The organism is Hymenobacter seoulensis, assembly GCF_054780535.1.
On record NZ_BAAGWD010000001.1, the window covers coordinates 804,364 to 823,706 of the forward strand.

General features: G+C 56.0%; 11 protein-coding genes and 1 other RNA gene. 10 read left to right on the plus strand and 2 right to left on the minus strand.

Annotated elements, in window-relative coordinates; genetic code table 11:
* The first annotated feature begins 1 nt into the window (after position 1).
* The 3 genes from ACYVHC_RS03485 to ACYVHC_RS03495 all read left to right on the plus strand — a co-directional run bounded on the left by ACYVHC_RS03485 (position 2) and on the right by ACYVHC_RS03495 (position 3,917).
* Entirely contained in the window at positions 2–1,672 is a 1,671-nt protein-coding gene (locus tag ACYVHC_RS03485; RefSeq protein WP_460612276.1) for a RagB/SusD family nutrient uptake outer membrane protein, read from the plus strand.
* A 92-nt stretch (positions 1,673–1,764) separates the two neighbouring features.
* Positions 1,765–2,805 (plus strand): SusE domain-containing protein, encoded by a 1,041-nt coding sequence (locus ACYVHC_RS03490; RefSeq protein WP_460612277.1) that lies wholly within the window; start codon positions 1,765–1,767, stop codon positions 2,803–2,805.
* A 257-nt stretch (positions 2,806–3,062) separates the two neighbouring features.
* Positions 3,063–3,917, plus strand: a complete 855-nt coding sequence (locus ACYVHC_RS03495) for an N-acetylglucosamine kinase (RefSeq protein WP_460612278.1) — start codon at positions 3,063–3,065, stop codon at positions 3,915–3,917.
* Between the two features lie 150 nt (positions 3,918–4,067).
* Here ACYVHC_RS03495 and ACYVHC_RS03500 read toward each other — a convergent pair whose 3' ends face one another.
* Complete coding sequence (locus tag ACYVHC_RS03500) at positions 4,068–6,968, minus strand: DUF4961 domain-containing protein (protein ID WP_460612279.1); 2,901 nt, start codon at positions 6,966–6,968, stop codon at positions 4,068–4,070.
* Positions 6,969–7,163: 195 nt separating this feature from the next.
* On the opposite strand from ACYVHC_RS03500, the gene ACYVHC_RS03505 reads away from it, so the two are divergent.
* From ACYVHC_RS03505 to ACYVHC_RS03520, 4 genes are all read left to right on the plus strand, one after another.
* On the plus strand, positions 7,164–8,195 hold the full coding sequence (locus ACYVHC_RS03505) for a DUF2279 domain-containing protein (protein WP_460612280.1): 1,032 nt from the start codon (positions 7,164–7,166) through the stop codon (positions 8,193–8,195).
* 129 nt (positions 8,196–8,324) lie between these two features.
* Positions 8,325–9,431, plus strand: a complete 1,107-nt coding sequence (locus ACYVHC_RS03510; protein WP_460612281.1) for a Smr/MutS family protein — start codon at positions 8,325–8,327, stop codon at positions 9,429–9,431.
* Between the two features lie 205 nt (positions 9,432–9,636).
* Positions 9,637–11,499, plus strand: a complete 1,863-nt coding sequence (locus tag ACYVHC_RS03515) for a M1 family metallopeptidase (protein WP_460612282.1) — start codon at positions 9,637–9,639, stop codon at positions 11,497–11,499.
* Positions 11,500–11,526: 27 nt separating this feature from the next.
* The gene (locus ACYVHC_RS03520; protein ID WP_460612283.1) at positions 11,527–11,880 is read left to right on the plus strand and encodes a hypothetical protein; all 354 of its coding nucleotides are present in this window, start codon (positions 11,527–11,529) and stop codon (positions 11,878–11,880) included.
* A gap of 101 nt (positions 11,881–11,981) precedes the next feature.
* Here ACYVHC_RS03520 and ACYVHC_RS03525 read toward each other — a convergent pair whose 3' ends face one another.
* Positions 11,982–13,202: a S8 family serine peptidase gene (locus ACYVHC_RS03525; RefSeq protein WP_460612284.1), complete on the minus strand. Its 1,221-nt coding sequence runs from the start codon at positions 13,200–13,202 to the stop codon at positions 11,982–11,984.
* A 440-nt stretch (positions 13,203–13,642) separates the two neighbouring features.
* Here ACYVHC_RS03525 and rnpB point away from each other — a divergent pair.
* The 3 genes from rnpB to ACYVHC_RS03540 all read left to right on the plus strand — a co-directional run bounded on the left by rnpB (position 13,643) and on the right by ACYVHC_RS03540 (position 19,216).
* Positions 13,643–14,092: RNase P RNA component class A (rnpB, locus tag ACYVHC_RS03530), an RNA gene on the plus strand.
* A 79-nt stretch (positions 14,093–14,171) separates the two neighbouring features.
* Positions 14,172–16,796, plus strand: a complete 2,625-nt coding sequence (locus tag ACYVHC_RS03535) for a cellulase family glycosylhydrolase (RefSeq protein ID WP_460612285.1) — start codon at positions 14,172–14,174, stop codon at positions 16,794–16,796.
* On the plus strand, positions 16,796–19,216 hold the full coding sequence (locus ACYVHC_RS03540; protein WP_460612286.1) for a glycoside hydrolase family 2 protein: 2,421 nt from the start codon (positions 16,796–16,798) through the stop codon (positions 19,214–19,216). Before ACYVHC_RS03535 ends, ACYVHC_RS03540 begins: the two co-directional genes overlap by 1 nt.
* The last annotated feature ends 127 nt before the right edge of the window (positions 19,217–19,343 follow it).

Here is a 19,343-nt window from a genome sequence, read left to right on the forward strand (position 1 = left end):
CATGAATAAACATGTAATCCGTGGCTTCGTCGTTGCGGCGACCGGCTTGGCGCTATCTGCGGGCAGCACCTCTTGCACGAGCGAGCTTGATCAGACGCCTAAATATGAGCTTACTCCTGATAAAGTATACGTAGACCTGAACGGCTATCGTCAGGTACTGGCTAAGCTGTACGCCGGCTTCGCCCTGACCGGCCAGCAAGGCCCCGCAGGCGCTGGTGATATTGGTGGCATTGACGAGGGTACTTCCGACTACATCCGTCAGCTGTGGAGCGCACAAGAGCTTACCACCGACGAGGCGACTATCGTGTGGAACGACTTGGGCCTTCGGGATTGGCACAACATGAACTGGGATTCCAGCAACCCGCTGATCCGTGGTTTGTATAGCCGCATCTATTTCGAAATAGCTGCCTGCAACGAGTTCATCCGCGAAGCATCAGACGATAAGCTCTCTTCGCGTCTGCAAGGAGCTGATGCCACATCGGCTAAGCGTTTCCGCGCCGAAGCCCGCTTTCTGCGCGCTGTAGCGTACATGCATGTAATCGACTTGTTCGGTAACGGTCCGTTTGTAACGGAAAGCGATGCCGTTGGCTTTGCCAAACCTAAGTATGCGACTCGCCAAGAGCTGTTCACATATGTTGAGAAGGAACTGACTGCACTGGCAGCTGATCCTGACTTCGCGGAGCCTCGCTCTAATGAGTATGCCCGCGTAGACAAGTCGGCAGCTTGGGCCATGTTGGCGCGTCTGTACCTGAATGCTCAGGTATACACCGGCACCCAGCGCTGGAACGATGCGGCTGCTCAGGCTAAGAAAGTAATTGACGCTGGCTATACGCTGTCAACTACTGGAGCGGGTACTGTGGCCTCGCCTTACGCTCGCCTCTTCCTGGCCGACAACAACACGGCTCCGGCTCGCAATGAAATCATCTGGCCTGTTGCCTTCGACGTGAACAGCACGCAGAGCTACGGCGGTACTACCTTCCTGGTGAACGGTGCTACTGGCCAGAACGCTGGATGGCAGGCTCGGGTGGGCATGGGTACTGGTTGGGGCGGTATCCGCACCACCAAATCCCTGTTTGATCTGTTCCAGAACCCAAGCGGCGGCATTACCTCTGACACGACCAAAGATACGCGTGGTCGTTTCTGGGTGAAGAAAGTAGACGGCAGTGCCCGTCCGTTAGAAATCACCGACCTCTACAATTTCGAAGAAGGCTTTGGTGTAATTAAGTACCGCAACGTAAACTCGGCCGGTCAAGGGCAGGGTGGTGCGCAAAACTTCTCGGGCGTTGACTTCCCCATGATTCGTCTGTCTGAAGTAATGCTTACCTATGCTGAAGCAGTAGTGCGCGGCGGCACCGGCGACCGGGCTTTGGCCTTAAAATACGTGAACGATATCCGGGCACGGGCCTTCAACAATCAGCCTGGCAGCGCTATCAATGACTCGCAGCTTAACCTCAACTTCCTGATTGATGAGCGGGGCCGTGAACTGTTCTGGGAAGGCTACCGCCGCACCGACCTTATTCGTTTCGGACGGTTCGTAGAGGGTTCTTACCTGTGGCCCTTCAAGGGTGGTGTAGCCAACGGACGTGCTGTGGAACCTTTCCGGGTTCTGTTCCCCATTCCGGCTGCTGACCTGGCTGTAAACCAAAATCTGAAGCAGAACACTGGGTATTAATTCCGGTTTGTCCTTAATCGGGAACCAGCAATGGCTGGTTCCCGGTTTAGCCGGTACATACCCAATAAATTCCCACTTTCATCAGTTTCAATATGAATCATTTTACCAAACTAGCAGGTCTTGGCTTAGTTGCTACCTTGTTTCTGGCTTCCTGCGAGAAGGACGAAGACCGTGTGGTTCTGCAGACGGGAACCCCTGTATCTTTGACTTCGTCAGCTACTACAGCAGTTTTGACGCAGGATAAGGCTTCTGCAACTGCTGTAACTTATACTTGGACTCCTGCTTCTTTCGGGTATCAGGCTGCTGTGAAATACGTTCTGCAGTTCGATAAGAAAGGCGGTAACTTCTCAGCTCCAATCGAAATTGAGGCTGGCAGTGCTACTACACGTGCTCTCACGGTTGCTGAGCTGAACAGTGTGCTTATCCGCCTGAAAATGGCTCCTGGTGCCGTAGGCAATGTTGATGTACGTGTAGCAGCAAGCGTAGGTGCTAGCACTGCTCCCATGATGTCGTCAGTTGCCTCTATCTCAGGTGCACCTTACCTGGTATTTATTGAGTATCCCTCAATCTATGTACCCGGCAGCCATCAGGGCTGGTCTCCCGAGACCGCTCCGTTCCTGGCTTCTGTCAACAATGACAAGAAGTATGAAGGTTACGTAAATTTTGCTGACGCTACCACTGAATTTAAGTTTACAGCTGCTCGCAGCTGGGCGCTGAACTATGGCCTCGATGGAGCTACTGCAACCACAGCGCTCAAGGAGAACGGCGACAACATTAAGGCGACGACCCCAGGCTATTATCGTCTGAACGTAGACCTGAACACGCTAAAGTACACAGCGGTTAAGACATCCTGGGCCGTTATTGGGGCTGCAACCCCAGGTGGCTGGGATTCTGAAACCAAAATGACCTATGATGCTACTAAGAAGGTTTGGACCGTAACACTGCCGCTGAAAGCGGATGAGTTGAAATTCCGTGCCAACAACGACTGGGCTATCAACATGGGAGATAAGGGTGCTGATGGCATGCCTGATTACGATGGCGACAACATCAAGGTAGCTGCTGCTGGTACGTACACCGTTACCCTCGACTTGAGCAAAGGAGCTGGTAACTACAGCTACTCCATCGAGAAGTAAGCTTAACACACTTCATATGCGTAACAAAAGAGCTGTCGAGAGACAGCTCTTTTGTGTTTATAGCTTTTGCTGAGGTAGTAAAGAGCGTACTTGAGTACAGCGTTGGATATAACTGTTGGGTGAAATGGGCATTCGGAATAGGCTTAGCATTTTTTTCTACCAGAATCTTTTCCGTGTTTCGTCGTTTTGATACGCGAATTATGGGTTTAGAGCTACCTTAGCTAGCTTTCCATTTTCCTTCACCTTTCCAACCGGATATGATTCTTATTGCCGACGGTGGCTCGACCAAGAGCAGTTGGTGTCAGCTTAGCGAAGCTGGCAACCGTGTATACTTCAATACGGAGGGCTACAACCCTGATTTTGTGAGTACAGCCGATGTGGTGACTTCACTCGAGAAGAATCTGCCGGATACACTGCCGCGCCCGGAAGTAACGGAAGTGTTTTACTACGGAGCAGGAGTATCTTCAGCCAAGAAGGCCGAAGTGCTAGCCAAAGCTATGCGTCAGGTGTTCCCGAATGCTAACGTTGTAGTTGACCATGACCTGCTGGCATCTGCTAGGGCCCTGCTGGGCCGCAAGGCCGGCTTTGCAGCCATCTTGGGCACTGGTACCAACTCTTGCCTCTACGACGGCACCAAAATCACGTACAACGTGGATTCGCTAGGCTACTTCCTGGGGGATGAGGGAAGTGGCTCGTTTATCGGGAAACGGCTGCTCCGCGACTACCTGCGCGGGTTGCTACCCGATGGGTTGCAGGATATTTTTCAGGAGGAGTTCAAGCTTACCCGCGAGGACATTCTGGACCGGCTATACAACCAGCCGCTGCCCAACCGTTTCCTAGCCAGCTTTGCCAAGTTCACCTACGACCACAACAACATTAGCTACTGCCGCGAAATTGTGCTGCAAGGTTTCGAAACCTTCTTTGCTAACATCGTGCGCCACTACCCTCGCTACCAGGAGTATACCTTCAACTGCATCGGCTCGGTGGGGTATAACTTCCGCGATGCACTCAGCCAAGTGGCCCGTGACCATGGCATGGAAGTCGGTAAAATCATCCGCTCCCCTATCGATGATCTGGTTGCCTTCCACGAAGAAGAGCTTCGCAACAGATAAGGTTGAAGCATCTGCTTCGGCAGTTGGTGCACTTTGTGTTGCGTAAGCACCTAGCAAACAGAAGAGGCCTCCCTGCACAAGCAGGGAGGCCTCTTCTGTTTGCTAGGTGCTTACCAGCCGGCAAACCAGTTGCCGGCTGGTCAACAACAGTTACTTCTGCACTACCAACCGGATGGATTGCTGCTGCTCGCCGGTGGTCAGGCGCACTAGGTACACGCCATTGGCCAGCGTACTCGTGGGCAGCTCTACCTCATGCGCGCCGGCCGGCTGCCGGGTAGCGGGCAACGTCTGGACGGTGGCGCCCAGTAGGTTGGTTACCGTAATCTTGACGTTAGCCGTGCGGGGCAGTTCGTAGCGCAGCTGTGCAACGGCACCAGCCGGGTTAGGCAAAGCTACCAGTTGCAGCACAGCAGCATCGCGCTGGCTCTTGGTGGAAAGCACCGTGCCTAACGGCTTGGTAATACGACGCGAGGTATACACCGTGTACTGGCCAGGAGCCAAGGTAAGCGGAGCAGCTGTATTAGTTACCGTTACTGCCTCGCCGGTGAGGTAGTTGTACCACGTACCGGCCGCCTGGAAGTTTGGCACTACGGTAGCCGTCTGCACATCGAAGTTGCCAACGATGGTCACGTTCAGGCGCGGGTCCGTGATTTGCATTGTTTTCACGGCGCCACTCAGGTTTTGAGTGAAGCTCGCCGGATTCTCGAATACGGGCTCTTGCGTCTTCAGGGCAATCAGGCTACGATACACATCATACAAACGACGACGGTTGGCATCCTGGTAGTAGTTCCAGAGCGGAGGCTTGTTGCTCAGCTTGCAGTTGTCGGTGCCATACGGAGCTGGCACGGTGCCGTCGGGACACTGGAAGATAGACTTGTCGTAGCCCACCTCCTGGAATTGCCAGATCATTTTCGGGCCGGGAACCGGAAAGAAGAAAGCAGCGGCCAGCTCCTGACGTGCCAGCGCGGTAGCCAGCTGTTTGGTGCTATACGCACCATTTACAGCACCAAACGTGAGGGTTTTGTACATCAGCCGCTCCTCATCGTGGCTTTCCATAAACGTAATCAGGTTGGGCTTGGTCCAGCCGCGCCCCCCTTGTGTGGTGCTGCCGAAGTAGCCGTAGCTGAAGTTCGACTTACCGCCTTCGTTGTAGCCCATGGCACCTTCGTTATACGCATCGGTCATTTTACCCCACATCATCAGGCCCATGTCGGAAAGCACTTTCTCCTCCTCGTTACTGCCTAGGTGCTCCAGAATGGGATACGCCGTGGCATCAATGCTCACCAAGAAATCATGGTAGTCTTTCCAGATGTTGATGCGCGACTGGTCCAGTGCGTTCCAGCTGTTGACGTCAGTCGAAACCTTTTGGGTGAACCCCTTACTGAGGTCGAAGCGGTAGCCGTCAATCTTGTACTCCTTGAGCCAGTACTCCATTACCTGCTTCGAGAAGTAGCGCGTGAAAGCACTTTCGTGGTTGAAGTCGTAGCCTACGTTGAATGGGTGCGTGGCCGTGCGGTTAAACCACGGGTTGTTGGTAGCAGGGTTGCCATCTTCGAAGTACATCTGCACCATGGGGCTCTGACCAAACGACTGGTTGAGTACCATATCCAGCACCACGGCAATGCCGCGCTTGTGGCACTCATCGATGAAGCGCTTCAGCTCGTTTTTGGTGCCGTAGTATTTGTCGGGGGCGAAATAGAAGGAGACGTTGTAGCCCCAGCTTTCATTGCCCTCAAACTCATTCACGGGCATCAGCTCAATAACGTTTACCCCTAGGCGCTTCATGTAGTTCAGCGTATCGGTCAGGGTTTTATAGTCATGACGGGCCACAAAGTCGCGGGGTAGCAACTCATACACAATCATATCCTCACGCTTTGGGCGTTGGAAGCTGGTGGTTTGCCAGGTATAGGCAGGAGCATTGCTTTGCAGCACCGACACGATGCCGGTGGTTTTGCCAGTCGGGTAAGGCTTCAGGTTGGGGTACACCGTATACGCAGTCGTATTGATGTATTGGTCGTTATTGGGGTCGAGTACCTTTTCGGTGTACGGGTCGGCTACGCGCAAATTCTCATCTACCAGAAACTGATAGGCGTATTCCTGACCGGCGGTGAGACCATCAATCTGCACCCACCAACGGCCGTTAGCGGCATCGGTAGCACTGGTTTTCTTGAGCTGATACGTGGCGGAAGGCTGCCAATCGTTGAAATCACCGATTACATACACCGACTGTTTGCCGGGAGCAGTAAGCGCAATAACGGCCGAGGTACCGTTGTTCAGATACGTCACGCCGTTTTTACGAGCGCCGGTTGGTAGCTCAGCGGTTGCGGTGGCTACGCGCACCAGTACGTTGAGGGTACTGGATACCGTGTTGGCGCCGCTTGTAGCCGTTAGGCGTAGTACGTTGGTACCGGCTTGCGTAACGGGCACGTTGGCCGTGAGTGTGGTAGCGTTGGTTTGCTGAGCTACCTGGGTGCCGTTCAGTGTGAGCGTAAGCGTAGAGGCAGTGGAAGCCACACCGGTTACCGCCACGGTTTCGCCGCTGTTTCTAAAGATAGGGTTGCCATTCTGAGCCACCGGGCTGGTGAACCCAACCGAGAAAGTTCCCTGGGCAACATCAATCAGAATATCGGTGTTGCCTTCGCCTTTGCCTTCTGGAGTCCCGCCGGTGCCACGGAATACCATGGCCAGCTTCAGGATGGTTTCGGCGCTAGTCAGGCCGGGGTAGTACGTGCGCGGTGTAAACGTGATGCTATACTTACCATTGCCTAGCGGGGTCATTTTTTCGGCGGCCGTAGGAGCCGAAAAGCTGGTGCCTTTTACGTGTTTCCAGTCGGAGTTGGAAGTGCTCTGGTTGGTGATGACACCCGTCCAGATAAACACGTCGCCGGTGTAATTGGCTAATGCTTTATTGCCCTGCTTGGTATCGTACGTCAGCGTGACGGCATCCGTATCGCGGAAGAACGTGGGCTGGGCCGTTACCACCTGAGCCCAGGAAACCGGAATTCCGGCCAATAGAGCGACTAGGGTGAATAAAAGTCGAAGTGTTTTCATGAAAAAGTAAGGTTGGGAATTTTAGAAAGTGCAGCTTGAGTACAATGCTGTATTGACTTGCCAGCGGTATACACCCGGCAACTTAGCGCAAGGGGGCATTAAAGATAGGCGAAAGCAGGCTATTCAACCAAGGCGCTAGTGGGTTTTATCGTAGCTTTAAGCACCTTTTAATCTTTTTGTGCTTCCTGCAGATTCATGCCTACTGCTCACCTTCGTTTCTGGCTAGCCCAGAGCCTGCTACGGTGGAGGTTACTGGCAGCCAGCCTGCTAGTTACGGGAGCCGCCCACGGGCAGGCGCCAACCGTAGCCAGAGCTATGGCACTGACAGCAGCCCAACCGGTTGAGGCCGGCCAGTTGCCTAGTAACCATGCTTTCCCTGACTCAACCCTCGCCTCTACTAGCCCTGCTTCCAACCCAAACCTTTTGAGCCGCCGGCTGCCAGTGCTGGCGGGCGGGTTGGTGGTGTCGTACTCTGCTACCCTCTATTTACTAAGCAAGGGCTGGTACACCAGCGAGCGGAGCCCCCTGCATTGGTTTAACGATTGGCCCGAATGGAAGCAGATGGACAAGGCCGGCCACTTCTGGGGGGCTTTTCATGAGAGCCGTGGCGCCGTGGATATGCTCCGGTGGGCCGGCGTGCCCGACCGGCGGGCGCTCTGGTATGGTGGTTTCGTAGGTTTTATGCTGCAAAGCCCCATTGAACTGCTGGATGGCCGTGACCCACTCTATGGGGCTTCAGCTACTGATTTGGGAGCCAACTTGCTGGGCTCGGTGGGCCTAATTGGGCAGCAGCTGGCCTGGAACGAGGTCCGCATCATGCCCAAATACTCGTTTCATACTACCCGCTACTCCGGCCTGCGCCCCAACGTACTAGGCCGAAGCCTGGCCGAAAAGCACCTGAAAGATTACAATGGCCAAACCTACTGGCTGTGTGTGGATGTAGGTGCCTGGATGCCGGCTGCCTCACGCTGGCCCCGCTGGCTGCAGCCGGCCGTGGGCTACGGCGCGCAACAAATGGTCTATAACGACCCTGATGCCAACGCGGCCCTTGGCCTCTACCCCTACCGCCAGTACTACCTCTCGCTGGATGTTGATTTGCGCCACATTCCTACCCGCTCCAAGCTTCTGAAGCGCGTGTTTTACGTGGCCAGCATCTTCCACCTGCCCGCGCCAGCGCTGGAGTGGAACTCGCGGCGGGGCCTGGTCATGCACGGGCTGTATTACTAGGCCTCGCACCGACTGCAACCCTATCAAACCGATTAGCCGGTCCGCGCCGTACTAAGCCAAACGATGCGGGCCGATTTGCCCGTTACCTTTGTTTACTCCATTCCACCCGATTTTTTTGTTTTAGTTGATATGAACGTAGGAGACAGAGTCCGCCTGCTTACCGGCCGCGAAGAAGGCATCATCACCCGCCTGCTCAGCGACGAGCTGGTTGAGGTAGCCATTGATAATGATTTCACTATTCCGGTGCTGCGCCGCGAAGTGGTGGTAGTAGCTGCTGAAGAAACCAAAGCGTTTGGCCAGAGCGCTGCCTCCGTCGCTGCTGAAAAGAAAGCCGCCACCACCGGCGCCAACCGTGCTGCCAAAGCCGCCGGGGTTCCGGCCGCGCCGGCACCTAGTAAAACGGAAGGCCCGGCCCCCATCAAGGCCGATAAAGACCTGGCCCCACCCGTTCAGAAAGGCTTGTATCTGGCCCTGACACACCAGTCGCCGGAGCTGCTGGCCCTACAAATCGTGAACCATACTGACCGGGAAGTGCTGTACACTTTCGGGGAGGAGCGCAACGGCCAGTACCGCGCGTTATCGGCCGAGAAGCTGGCAGCTAAGTCGGCGAGCAAGCCGCTGGGGCACTGGCACCTGAAGGACTTCGACCAATGGCCCGCCGCCGTAGTGCAATTACTACCCTACCAGCTGAACGGAACCACGGCCTACGAGCTACTCACCAAGCGCTTGCAGTTCAAGGCGTCCAGCTTCTATACCAGCCGTCAGCCCAACGTGCCCGTACTGCAGCGCGAGGCCTACATCTTCCAGCTGGATGAGAAGCCGGCTGCGCCGGTAGCCATTGCGCCCGAAAAGCTGGCCGAAACCCTTAAGGCCCAACTCAGTGGCAACGCGCCCGCTAAGCCGGCTGCCGTGGCACCAGCTCCCGAGCCTGCTAAAGCCCTGGTAGCACCACCCCACGAGGTAGACCTGCACTTGGAAGCTCTCATGCCAGAAGGCGGCACAGAAGGCATGAGCAATACCGCCATCCTGAAGCTCCAGCTCGAAGCCTTTGAGGATACGCTCAGCCGCGCCCTAGCCACCAATATGCACGAAATCGTGTTTATCCACGGCTCCGGTAATGGCACGCTGCGCAAAGAGCTGCACAAGCTACTGAGCCGCAACCGCGACATCAAGTTCTTCGAGGACTCGCAGAAGGAGAAGTTCGGCTACGGCGCTACCCTAGTGCGGTTGAAGTAACCAGTTAACTTACTTAAAACGTCATTCTGAGAGAAGCGAAGAACCTCGCTTGAATCGTTGCAGAGCTATTCTCAACGGAGCAGGCAAGATTCTTCGCTTCTCTCAGAATGACGTTCTTTTTTATTTCAATCCATCTTGCCTAGCCTGAAACCTGCGCAACCGTGGGCGGCATCTGGTTACTTTGCGGCAAACCTATTTTTCCCGCATGAAACTTCCCGCGCTTCTCGCTGCCTCTCTCCTCGCTTTCACTGCTGCGGCTCAGCAACTGCCGGTTCCGCGCAATCTGCAGGCTACCTACGCCAAAGGTACCCGCGCCGAATCGGGCCTACCGGGCCCCAACTATTGGCAGAACTCCGCCGACTATAAGCTCAACGTCAGCTTTAACCCAACTTCGCGGCAAGTGGCGGGCACCGTAACGATTGCCTATCATAACCAAAGCCCCGACTCGTTGCGCCAGCTTTTGCTGAAGCTCTACCCCAACCTGTACCAGAAAGGAGCACCTAGGGCTTCGGGCATCAGTGCGGCAGATGTGAGCGAGGGCGTGAAGATTACCAAACTGACTATCAACGGCCAGCCCGTAGATGTGGCACAACTTCGCGCCGACTTTACCAACCTGACGGTACCGGTACGGCAGGCCATTGGCCCCAAGCAAACTGCGCAAGTTTCCATCACCTACTCCTACATTCTCAACAAAGGCTCCCACACGCGCACCGGCGAGGTAGAACCCAATGCGAATTTTATAGCCTACTTCTTTCCGCGCATTGCGGTGTACGATGACATTGACGGTTGGAACCGGAACCCCTACAACGGCTCCCAGGAGTTCTACAACGACTTCGCCAACTTCTCGGCCGACATCACCGTGCCCAAGAACTTTGTGGTGTGGGCCACCGGCGACCTCACCAACGCCGACAAAGTACTAGGTAAGAAATTCGCCCAAAGGCTGCAGGAAGCCGAGAAAAAGGACGGCATTACCAGCATCATTACGGAAGCCGACCTAAAGGCGGGCGGCATTACCGCCCCAAATGCCCAAAACACCTGGCACTTCGAAGCCAAGAACGTTACAGACTTTGTGTTTGCTACCACCGACCACTACGTGTGGCAGGCCAGCAGCCTTGTGGTGGACCCCGCAACCAAGCGCCGCACCCGCGTAGATGCCGTGTACAACACCAAGCACAAAGACTACGAGGAAGTGATTCACTTCGCCCGCAAAACGGTGGAGGCTATGTCGTATACCTTCCCCAAGTGGCCCTTCCCCTACTCCCACGAAACCATCTTCGATGGCCTCGACCAGATGGAGTACCCGATGATGGTGAACGATAACCCCACCAGCACCCGCGAAGACGCTATTACGCTCACCGACCACGAGATTTTCCATACGATGTTCCCGTTCTATATGGGCATCAACGAAACCAAGTACGGCTGGATGGACGAGGGCTGGGCCACCATCGGCGAGTGGCTTATTTCCGGCATCATCGACCCTAAGTTGGACGACGACTACGGCATAGCACCTTACGCTGCTGCTGCGGCTACGGAGGTAGATGTGCCCATTACCACGCTCAGCACCCAGCAAACCGGAACCGCCTTCTTCCTCAACTCCTATCCTAAACCGGGCTTGGGCTACCTCTACGTGAAGGATATGCTCGGCGATGAGCTGTTCACGAAGGCACTGCACACCTACATCCGCAACTGGAATGGCAAGCACCCCATGCCCTACGACTTCTTCAACTCGATGAACGCCGGGGCGGGACGCAACCTCAACTGGTTCTGGCAGCGCTGGTTTTTCGATAGCGGCTACCCCGATCTGGCCATCCAAACCGTCACGAAAACCGGCGCTGGCTACGATGTGGTAGTAGAATCCAAAGGCACCAAGCCCGTTCCCGTTGACCTAACCGTTACGTACGCCGATAATTCCACCGAGAAAATTCACCGCACCATTGCCGTCTGGGAGTCTGGCGCCCGCACCGTCATGGTACCTGTTACCTCCACCAAAGCGGTGAAACAGTTGAAGCTCGGCGCCACCCTAGTCCCTGACAGTTACCCGAAGGATAATATGTGGGAAGCGAAGTAATGTATTGCTTGTAGCGAAAAGCAGTATATGAGAAAGACGACTGCTCATAACCGTAATGGATTTGGTTTAACTGATTACATCGGTTTAGCCGTCATGGTAGGTGTTCTGTATTTATTTGTCAGTCGACTCATCATAGGGTCTCAGATGAGTAAACGGCTTGATAGCGAGCGAACATCTATCATTGTTGGGCATATTAATAATGACAAAGAGTTCTTTGGTAATAGCCCTGTTAGCTGGCAATATTATTATCGTTACTACTTCAAAATAGATGGTATTAAATACTTTGGCGACAGTCGTGATCCTAGTAAGAAGCCAGGTGACACACTTGCTGTCCGCTATTATATTCCAGATCCTAATATCAACGAACCAGCTAGAAAGTAAACCCCAGTATAGCATTTGAAGTAGCTAGTGAGTTAAATCATCAATAAAAAAAGGCCAGCCCATTACAGGCTGGCCTTTTCTATGGTAAGAAGCTTCTCAGCTTACAGGTGAGCGATTGGGTCGGCGTTGCCGTCGGGGTCGTTTTTCACAGTACCGCTCAGGGTGAAGCTCTTGCCTTTGAGCAGCAGAACGCCAGCCATGTGCGGAGTAGCCATGGAGGTACCGCTGATGGTGTTGTAGCCACCGCTCAGCCACGTCGACTGGATGCTTACGCCGGGCATGCAGTAGTCAACGGGGGTACCGTAGTTGGAGAACGAGGCCCAGCTATCGGTGTTGTTCATGGCCGAGATGGTGAAGATGTTAGCACCATTCACACGCGCTGGCGAGTGGTTGTTGGCATCATCCGTTTCGTTGCCAGCAGCCAGGGCGAACAGTACGCCACCGGCCGAAGCACGCAGAACTGCATCATCAAGGGCTTGCGAAACGCCGCCGCCGAGGCTCATGTTCGCTACATCACCGGCTTTGCCGTTGGCGCCTACATAATCAACGCCGGCAATAACGCCGGAGTTGGAGCCGCTACCGCGCGAATCAAGCACACGAACTGCCACTACCGTAGCGTTGGCGGCTACACCAACTACACCAATCGTGTTGTTTTTGGCTCCTATGGTACCGGCTACGTGCGTGCCGTGGCCATTGCCATCGTTAGGAGATGCATAGTTGGCGCCGCTGGTCAGGAACGACTTGCTACGACTAGCATCTACGTTCAGGTCGGGGTGGGTTAGGTCGATACCGGTGTCAATAACCCAAGCGGTTTTGCCGGTGCCATCGGCCGTACCCACGCGGGCAATGCCGTAAGGCGTAACCTGTGCTGGCTGCGTAGTGCCGCCACCAGCCGGCTTACCCAGCGAAATAACGCGGTCGGCCTCTACGTAGGCTACCCGAGCGTCTTCGCGGAGGGCTTTAGCTTCCTGAGCACTCAGGCGGGCCGAGAAACCTTTCAGGGCGTGGCCGTAGGCAAACCCCAGCGCATCGGCGCTGGCGCCGCGGGCTTTCAGGATGCCCTGACCTACTGCTTTTACTTTGTTTACTTTCTGCGTGTACGAGTCACTTCCGCTCACTTCAACTGCACCATCTTTCAGTACCACAATGTACTGACCTGGTATAACGTCGCCCTCGCTTTTGGCGTCGCTGCTTTGCGATGCACTGGCTTGCGAAGGTGCTACGGCATCTTCCTGCGAGCAAGCGGTAAACGAAGCACTGGCGGCAATAGCCGAGGCACTCAGGAGCCAAGCGAGGCGAGCATTGCGTTGTTTCTTCTGCATTCTACTAGGGTAAAAAGTGGAAAGAAAGAGAGCGAACAGTACACATCCGGAAGAAGCTAAAAAGATGCCTTCTCAGGGAAGTTCAACTTTGAGCCATCGTCGGTTTGTAGCGCTTTTGTTGGATGCAAAGTAGAAACTCATTTCAACAAACCGACAAATCGATTGAAAATTTCATTACTGATGAGCCTAATTATTAACAAATTCTTCATTAAAAACCGCTTTTATTAGTGATTAACAACGGTTTAATTTGTTATTAATATAATTTTGTTAATTATATAAATCATATGTTTTAATTGAACCAAACAAAGACTTTCTCGGCACACATATCTTAAATACATTATATATTATCATTCAGTTCCTTGCCATATACAAAGCACTTAGTGCAGGCACGTAAGCTCTATCTGCTGCTTTCTGCCCGATTAGGCCGTACCTTTGCCCTAGTGATGGGTCGCCCCACCGCGGTGCTGCAAGGCAACGAGGAAAGTCCGGGCAACACAGAGCACCCTGCTTCCTAACGGGAAGGACTGGGCGGCGTAAAGCTTCTCAGGACAGCCAGTGCCACAGAAAATTACCGCCAGGCAGTGAAGTTGAGAAAGGTGAAGGTGTGAAATTCACAAACTCACCACTTCACAATTTCACTTCTGGTAAGGGTGAAAAGGTGCGGTAAGAGCGCACCAGCGGCCGGGCAACCGTGTCGGCTGGGTAAACCTCAGGGGTTGAAAGACCAAATAAGCTGGCATGCAGGCCTTTCGGGGCCGGCACCGGGCGGCTCGTCCGGCACCAGCGGGTAGGTTGATGGAGCCTTTCCGCGAGGACTGGCCTAGATAAATGGTGGGGCCGCTTTTGCTTGCAAGGGCGGACAAAACCCGGCTTACAGACTCATCACCGCCATCAGACGGCCGCTGCAACTTCCGGTGCAGCGGCCGTTTTTGATTCTGCGTAGTGTTATTTCGCGTATACGTTTTTTCTATGCCTGCTTTGCTACCCTCCTTTTCAGCCCGAACCGGCCTTCGCACCGGCGCTCTATTGCTTTTACTAGGTCTCGGACATACCTCAACCCTAGCCCAAAGTGCGCCGCCCGGTAAGGCCGATGTGTACATTGATGGCAAAGGCATTATGCGCTGGCAGGGCAGCAAGCAGGAAGTAGCCCTGTTTGGGGTGAACTATACTACTCCCTTTGCCTATTCCTACCGCGCCCACCAGAAGCTGGGTGTAAATCTGGAAAAGGCCATTGACCAGGATGTCTATCATCTTTCGCGCCTGGGGGTTGACGCCTTTCGGGTGCACGTATGGGATGTAGAAGTGACGGACACAGTGGGCAACCTCCTCCAGAACGAGCACTTGCGCCTGCTTGACTACCTAGTGCAGCAGCTCAAAGCCCGCCAGATCAAGATTATCCTGACGCCGATTGCGTATTGGGGCAACGGCTACCCCGAGAAGGACACTGCGCAAACCGGCTTTTCCAGCATCTACCCCAAGGGCCGCGCCTACAATACCGAGCGCGCCGTGAAGGCCCAGGAAAATTACCTCACGCAGTTCCTAAACCACCGCAACCAGTACACCGGCCAGCTCAACCGCGAAGACCCCGACATCATTGCCTACGAGGTGTGTAACGAGCCGCACTACCGCCAGCCGGAGGCGGAGGTAACAAGCTTTGTACAGCGCATGGTGCAGGCCATGCGCGCCACCGGCTACAAAAAGCCTATCTTCTATAACATTGCTGAAAGCCCTACGGTATCGAACGCCATCCTGAGCAGCCCGGTGCAGGGCTTCACGTTTCAGTGGTACCCCTCGGCGCTAGTGGGCGGGCATACGTTGCGCGGCAATATGTTGCCCCTCGTGAACCAGTACCCGATTCCGTACGCCAAAGACCCGCGCTTCGCGAGCAAGCCCCGGATGGTGTATGAGTTTGAGTCGGCGGATATTTTGCAGCCGGTTATGTACCCGATGATGGCACGCAGCTTCCGGAGCGCCGGCATGCAGTGGGCCACGCAGTTTGCCTATGATCCGCTCAACATTGCCTTTGCCAATACCGAATACCAGACCCATTACCTGAACCTAGCCTACACCCCGGCCAAAGCGGTGAGTTTGCTGATTGCGGGCAAAGTGTTCCGCCAGACCAAGCTCGGCCAGCAGTTTTCCTCCTACCCCGCCGACTCTACGTTCAACAACTTCCGGATTAGCTACCGCTCCGGCGTGAGCGAGCTGAATACACCCGAGGAGTTCTACTACACCAGCACTACTTCCACGCAGCCCCGCAAGCCGGCTTCCTTGCGCCACCTAGCCGGAACTGGCTCCTCCTCAATAGTTACCTACGAAGGTACCGGCGCCTATTTTCTGGATAAGCTGGCGAATGGCGTGTGGCGGCTGGAGGTAATGCCCGATGCCGTGCAGGTCAGTGACCCGTTTGCTACTACATCCTTGCGCCAGCCTGTTACGCGCATTGTCTGGAATACCCAGCCCATGCGCCTCGCGCTGCCAGGCGTTGGCTCCGATTTCTCAGTGCGCGGCCTGAATGAGGGCAACACATTTCAGGGGCAGGCCAGCAACGGCACCGTGCGGCTGCAGCCTGGAGTGTACCTAGTGTCGGCGAAAGGCAAAAATGCAGTGGGCTTTACGGCGCAATCGAAGCTAGGCGCTATACGGCTTGGCGAGTTTGTGGCGCCGGCCGCTACCAACTTGCCCACGCAGGTATTCCATACGGCTCCTACTCAACTACCCGCCGGCCAGCCTGCTACCTTGCAGGCTACCGTAGCCGGCGCCGCAGCCACCGACTCAGTATTTCTGGTAGCGCAACATTATTATGGCCGCACGCGCACGCTGCCTATGCGCCGCGTTACGCTCACTACTGCCGAGGCTACCGTGCCGGCGGATCTGCTGTATCCGGGCTTGCTCCGCTACTGGGTGGCCGTAAAAAAAGGCAACACATCCACCACCTTCCCCGGCAACCACCCCGGCACTCCGCGCGACTGGGACTACACGGCACGAGAGTACTGGGAAGCGTCTATTGTAGCGCCGGGCACGGCCTTGCCGCTGTATGTAGCCAGCCAGGACCAACAGCGCACCGAAACCGGCGGCATCAACGGCGGTGGCTGGTCTGATTACGTTACCACCAGCAACGGCTTACTAGCCCTACGACTGTTACAAAGCCCACCGCCTACTAGCCCCATTCCCTTCTCCGACCCCACGGCTCCGGTAGCGTTCTTGCGTGCTTATTTCGGCGACCGACTAGCCACGCGTGCTGCTGATGCCGGCAATTTTAAGGAGGTTGTGGTGCGTGGCCGCCGGGGTGCGGGTGCTGGCTTCGTTCGGCTGGTACTTACTACCCGCGACGCGGCAGCTTACGTAGCCGACGTTGAACTAGGAGCCGACATGCAGGAAGTACGCGTGCCCCTGTCGGCCTTCCGCCCGGGTGCTCAACTGTTGCTGCCGCGCCCCTACCCCAGCTTCTTGCCCCTCACCTTCCAGACCAACGGCCCCGCCACCTTACCGCTGGCCCAGGCCGAAGTACTGCAAGTATTGCTAGGCCCGGCCGCCACGGCAACCGCTGAAGCCCGCCCCTTCCTTGATATTGAATCGATATACCTGCGCTAATGCTGTATCGCCGTTTATTATCCCAGAGCCAGCTCATGCTGTTGGCCGCCCTGCTGGGCCTAGGCGCCTGCACCCGCACGGGCAGCACCACTAGTCCGGAAGTCACCTCACTCCAAAGCACCTTTACTGCCGACTGGGAATTTGTGCGGGACGTGGACACCGCCGTGGGCCCTACGTTCTTTGTGCGGGCTGATAATGCCAAGCCGTGGGCCACGGTAAAGCTGCCCCACACGCCGCGCCTGGAGCCCGTCGTGACGCCGAACAAGCAGTGGCAAGGCACCAGCTTCTACCGCCGCTTTTTCCGGGTTTCCGCTGCAGATACCAGCCGGCGGGTAGCAGTGCAGTTTGAGGGCGCCATGAGTGAGGCCGATGTGTTCCTGAATGGCCGCCGCCTCACGCGCCACCAAGGCGGCTACCTGCCCTTCACCGTCGACCTGACGCCGTACCTGAAAGTCGATGCTGAAAACTGCCTGCTGGTCAAGCTTAATAACCAGGACAACCAGGCCATTCCGCCGGGCAAGCCCCTTAAAGACCTCGACTTTAACTTCTACGGCGGCTTGTACCGCCCCGTGCACCTAGTCGTTCAGAACCGGTTGCGCATTACAGACGCCGTAGAAGCGGCCCGCCCAGCTGGTGGCGGCATTTTGGTGCACTACGAAAACGTGAGCCCGCAGCAGGCCACCCTCCACGTCCAGACGGAAATCCGCAACGATTATAAGGCCGCGCGCCCTGCCAAGCTGCGCACCACGGTGCTGAACGCCGAAGGCAAGGAAGTGGCCAGTACCCTAACTGATGCGCCGCTGCTGACACCAGGCGGTGCTACCTCCGTTAAGCAAACTTTTTCCCTCTCCTCGCCCACCCTCTGGACCCCAACCCAGCCCTACCTCTACCGCCTGAAAGTGGAGGTGCTGGATGAGAAGGGCAAACCCGTGGACCAGCAGGAGCTGACTACCGGCGTGCGCACCATCCGCTTCGCGCCCGATGGCTTCTACCTCAACGGCCAAAGAACCCGATTGCGCGGCACTAACCGCCACCAGGAATACCCGTATCTGGGCTACGCGCTATCGGATGAGATGCAGTACCGCGACGCCTGGAAAATCAAGGAGGCGGGCTTCAACTTCGTGCGCTGCTCTCACTACCCGCCTTCGCCAGCTTTCCTGCAGGCCTGTGACGAACTGGGGCTGTTGGTGATGAACTCTATTCCGGGCTGGCAGTTCTTTGGCGACGCGGCCTTCCAGCGCAACAGCCTCCAGAACGTGCGCGACATGGTGCGCCGCGACCGAAACCACCCCAGCATTGTGCTCTGGGAAGCAGCCCTCAATGAAACGGACATGAGCAAATCGTTTATGGACCAAGCCCACCAGGCCGTGCATGAGGAGTTGCCCTTCCCATCCGACGTGTACACCTGCGGTTGGCTGGATTACGCCTACGACGTGTTCATACCGGCCCGCCAGCACGCCAAAGCCCCCGACTATTGGCACAAATACAATAAGCAAAAGCCCATCCTGCTCTGCGAGTACGGCGACTGGGAGTATTACGCCCAGAACGCCGGCTTTAACCAAACTGCCTACGCGGGCCTGAAAGAGTCGGAACGTACCTCGCGCCAGCTGCGCGGCCAGGGCGAGCGGGCGCTGGTGCAGCAGGCGCTCAATTTCCAGGAAGCCCACAACGACAACTTCGTGGGGCCCGCCATCGGTGACGCCAATTGGCTGATGTTTGACTACAAGCGCGGCTATGCTCCCGATATTGAGTCGTCGGGCGTGATGGATATCTACCGCCTTCCGAAATTTGCGTTCTACTTCTACCAAAGCCAGTACGGCCCCGCGCCCGATGCCCTGGGGTTTGGCAAGCCGATGGTGTTCATTGCCAGCTACGCCCAGCCCACCTCCGCGCGGCAGGTGCGCGTGTACAGCAACTGCCAGGAAGTAGAGCTGCAACTTGATGGGCGCCCGCTGGCCCGCCAGAAGCCCGACCAAGACCCGTATTCCAACCACCTGGCGCATCCGTCGTTCACGTTCACGCTACCTAGCTTCACGAGCGGCACCTTAAAAGCCGTGGCCTACCAGAACGGCAAAGCCGCCGCGGAGCACACGCGCCGCACGCCGGGTGCTGCCCACCACATTCAGCTTACTTTCGACAAGAGCGGGCGCGACCTGACCACTGGAAGGCAGGATGCGGTGTTTGTGTACGCTAGCGTAGTTGATGCCCAGGGCACGCCGGTTCCTGATGCCACTACCTCCATCCGTTTCACCGCAACCGGCGACGCGGAGCTACTAGGTGACAACCCTGTGCCAGCCGAAGCGGGCATCGCCACCATGCTGTTGCGGGCTGGCAGTACGCCCGGCACGGTGCGCCTCACGGCCACCGCCGATGGCCTGCCGGTTGCCACTCTCACGATACCTAGTGTGAAACCCCGCTAGCCCCGAACCGGCAGCAAACCTTGTCGGGCACGTACGTATCTAGTGCGCACGTACCCATTGGTAAGGTTTCCGGCTCGATGAATCCTTTTACGGTCGGGTTTTCGTTACTTTGGTTTCCTTCATTTGC

What these genes read in the sequence shown, in the direction of transcription:
- ACYVHC_RS03485 (WP_460612276.1), top strand. Translation starts at nt 2, where the DNA reads ATGAATAAACATGTAATCCGTGGCTTCGTCGTTGCGGCGACCGGCTTG.
- ACYVHC_RS03490 (WP_460612277.1), top strand. Translation starts at nt 1,765, where the DNA reads ATGAATCATTTTACCAAACTAGCAGGTCTTGGCTTAGTTGCTACCTTG.
- ACYVHC_RS03495 (WP_460612278.1), top strand. Translation starts at nt 3,063, where the DNA reads ATGATTCTTATTGCCGACGGTGGCTCGACCAAGAGCAGTTGGTGTCAG.
- ACYVHC_RS03500 (WP_460612279.1), bottom strand. Translation starts at nt 6,968, where the DNA reads ATGAAAACACTTCGACTTTTATTCACCCTAGTCGCTCTATTGGCCGGA.
- ACYVHC_RS03505 (WP_460612280.1), top strand. Translation starts at nt 7,164, where the DNA reads ATGCCTACTGCTCACCTTCGTTTCTGGCTAGCCCAGAGCCTGCTACGG.
- ACYVHC_RS03510 (WP_460612281.1), top strand. Translation starts at nt 8,325, where the DNA reads ATGAACGTAGGAGACAGAGTCCGCCTGCTTACCGGCCGCGAAGAAGGC.
- ACYVHC_RS03515 (WP_460612282.1), top strand. Translation starts at nt 9,637, where the DNA reads ATGAAACTTCCCGCGCTTCTCGCTGCCTCTCTCCTCGCTTTCACTGCT.
- ACYVHC_RS03520 (WP_460612283.1), top strand. Translation starts at nt 11,527, where the DNA reads ATGAGAAAGACGACTGCTCATAACCGTAATGGATTTGGTTTAACTGAT.
- ACYVHC_RS03525 (WP_460612284.1), bottom strand. Translation starts at nt 13,202, where the DNA reads ATGCAGAAGAAACAACGCAATGCTCGCCTCGCTTGGCTCCTGAGTGCC.
- ACYVHC_RS03535 (WP_460612285.1), top strand. Translation starts at nt 14,172, where the DNA reads ATGCCTGCTTTGCTACCCTCCTTTTCAGCCCGAACCGGCCTTCGCACC.
- ACYVHC_RS03540 (WP_460612286.1), top strand. Translation starts at nt 16,796, where the DNA reads ATGCTGTATCGCCGTTTATTATCCCAGAGCCAGCTCATGCTGTTGGCC.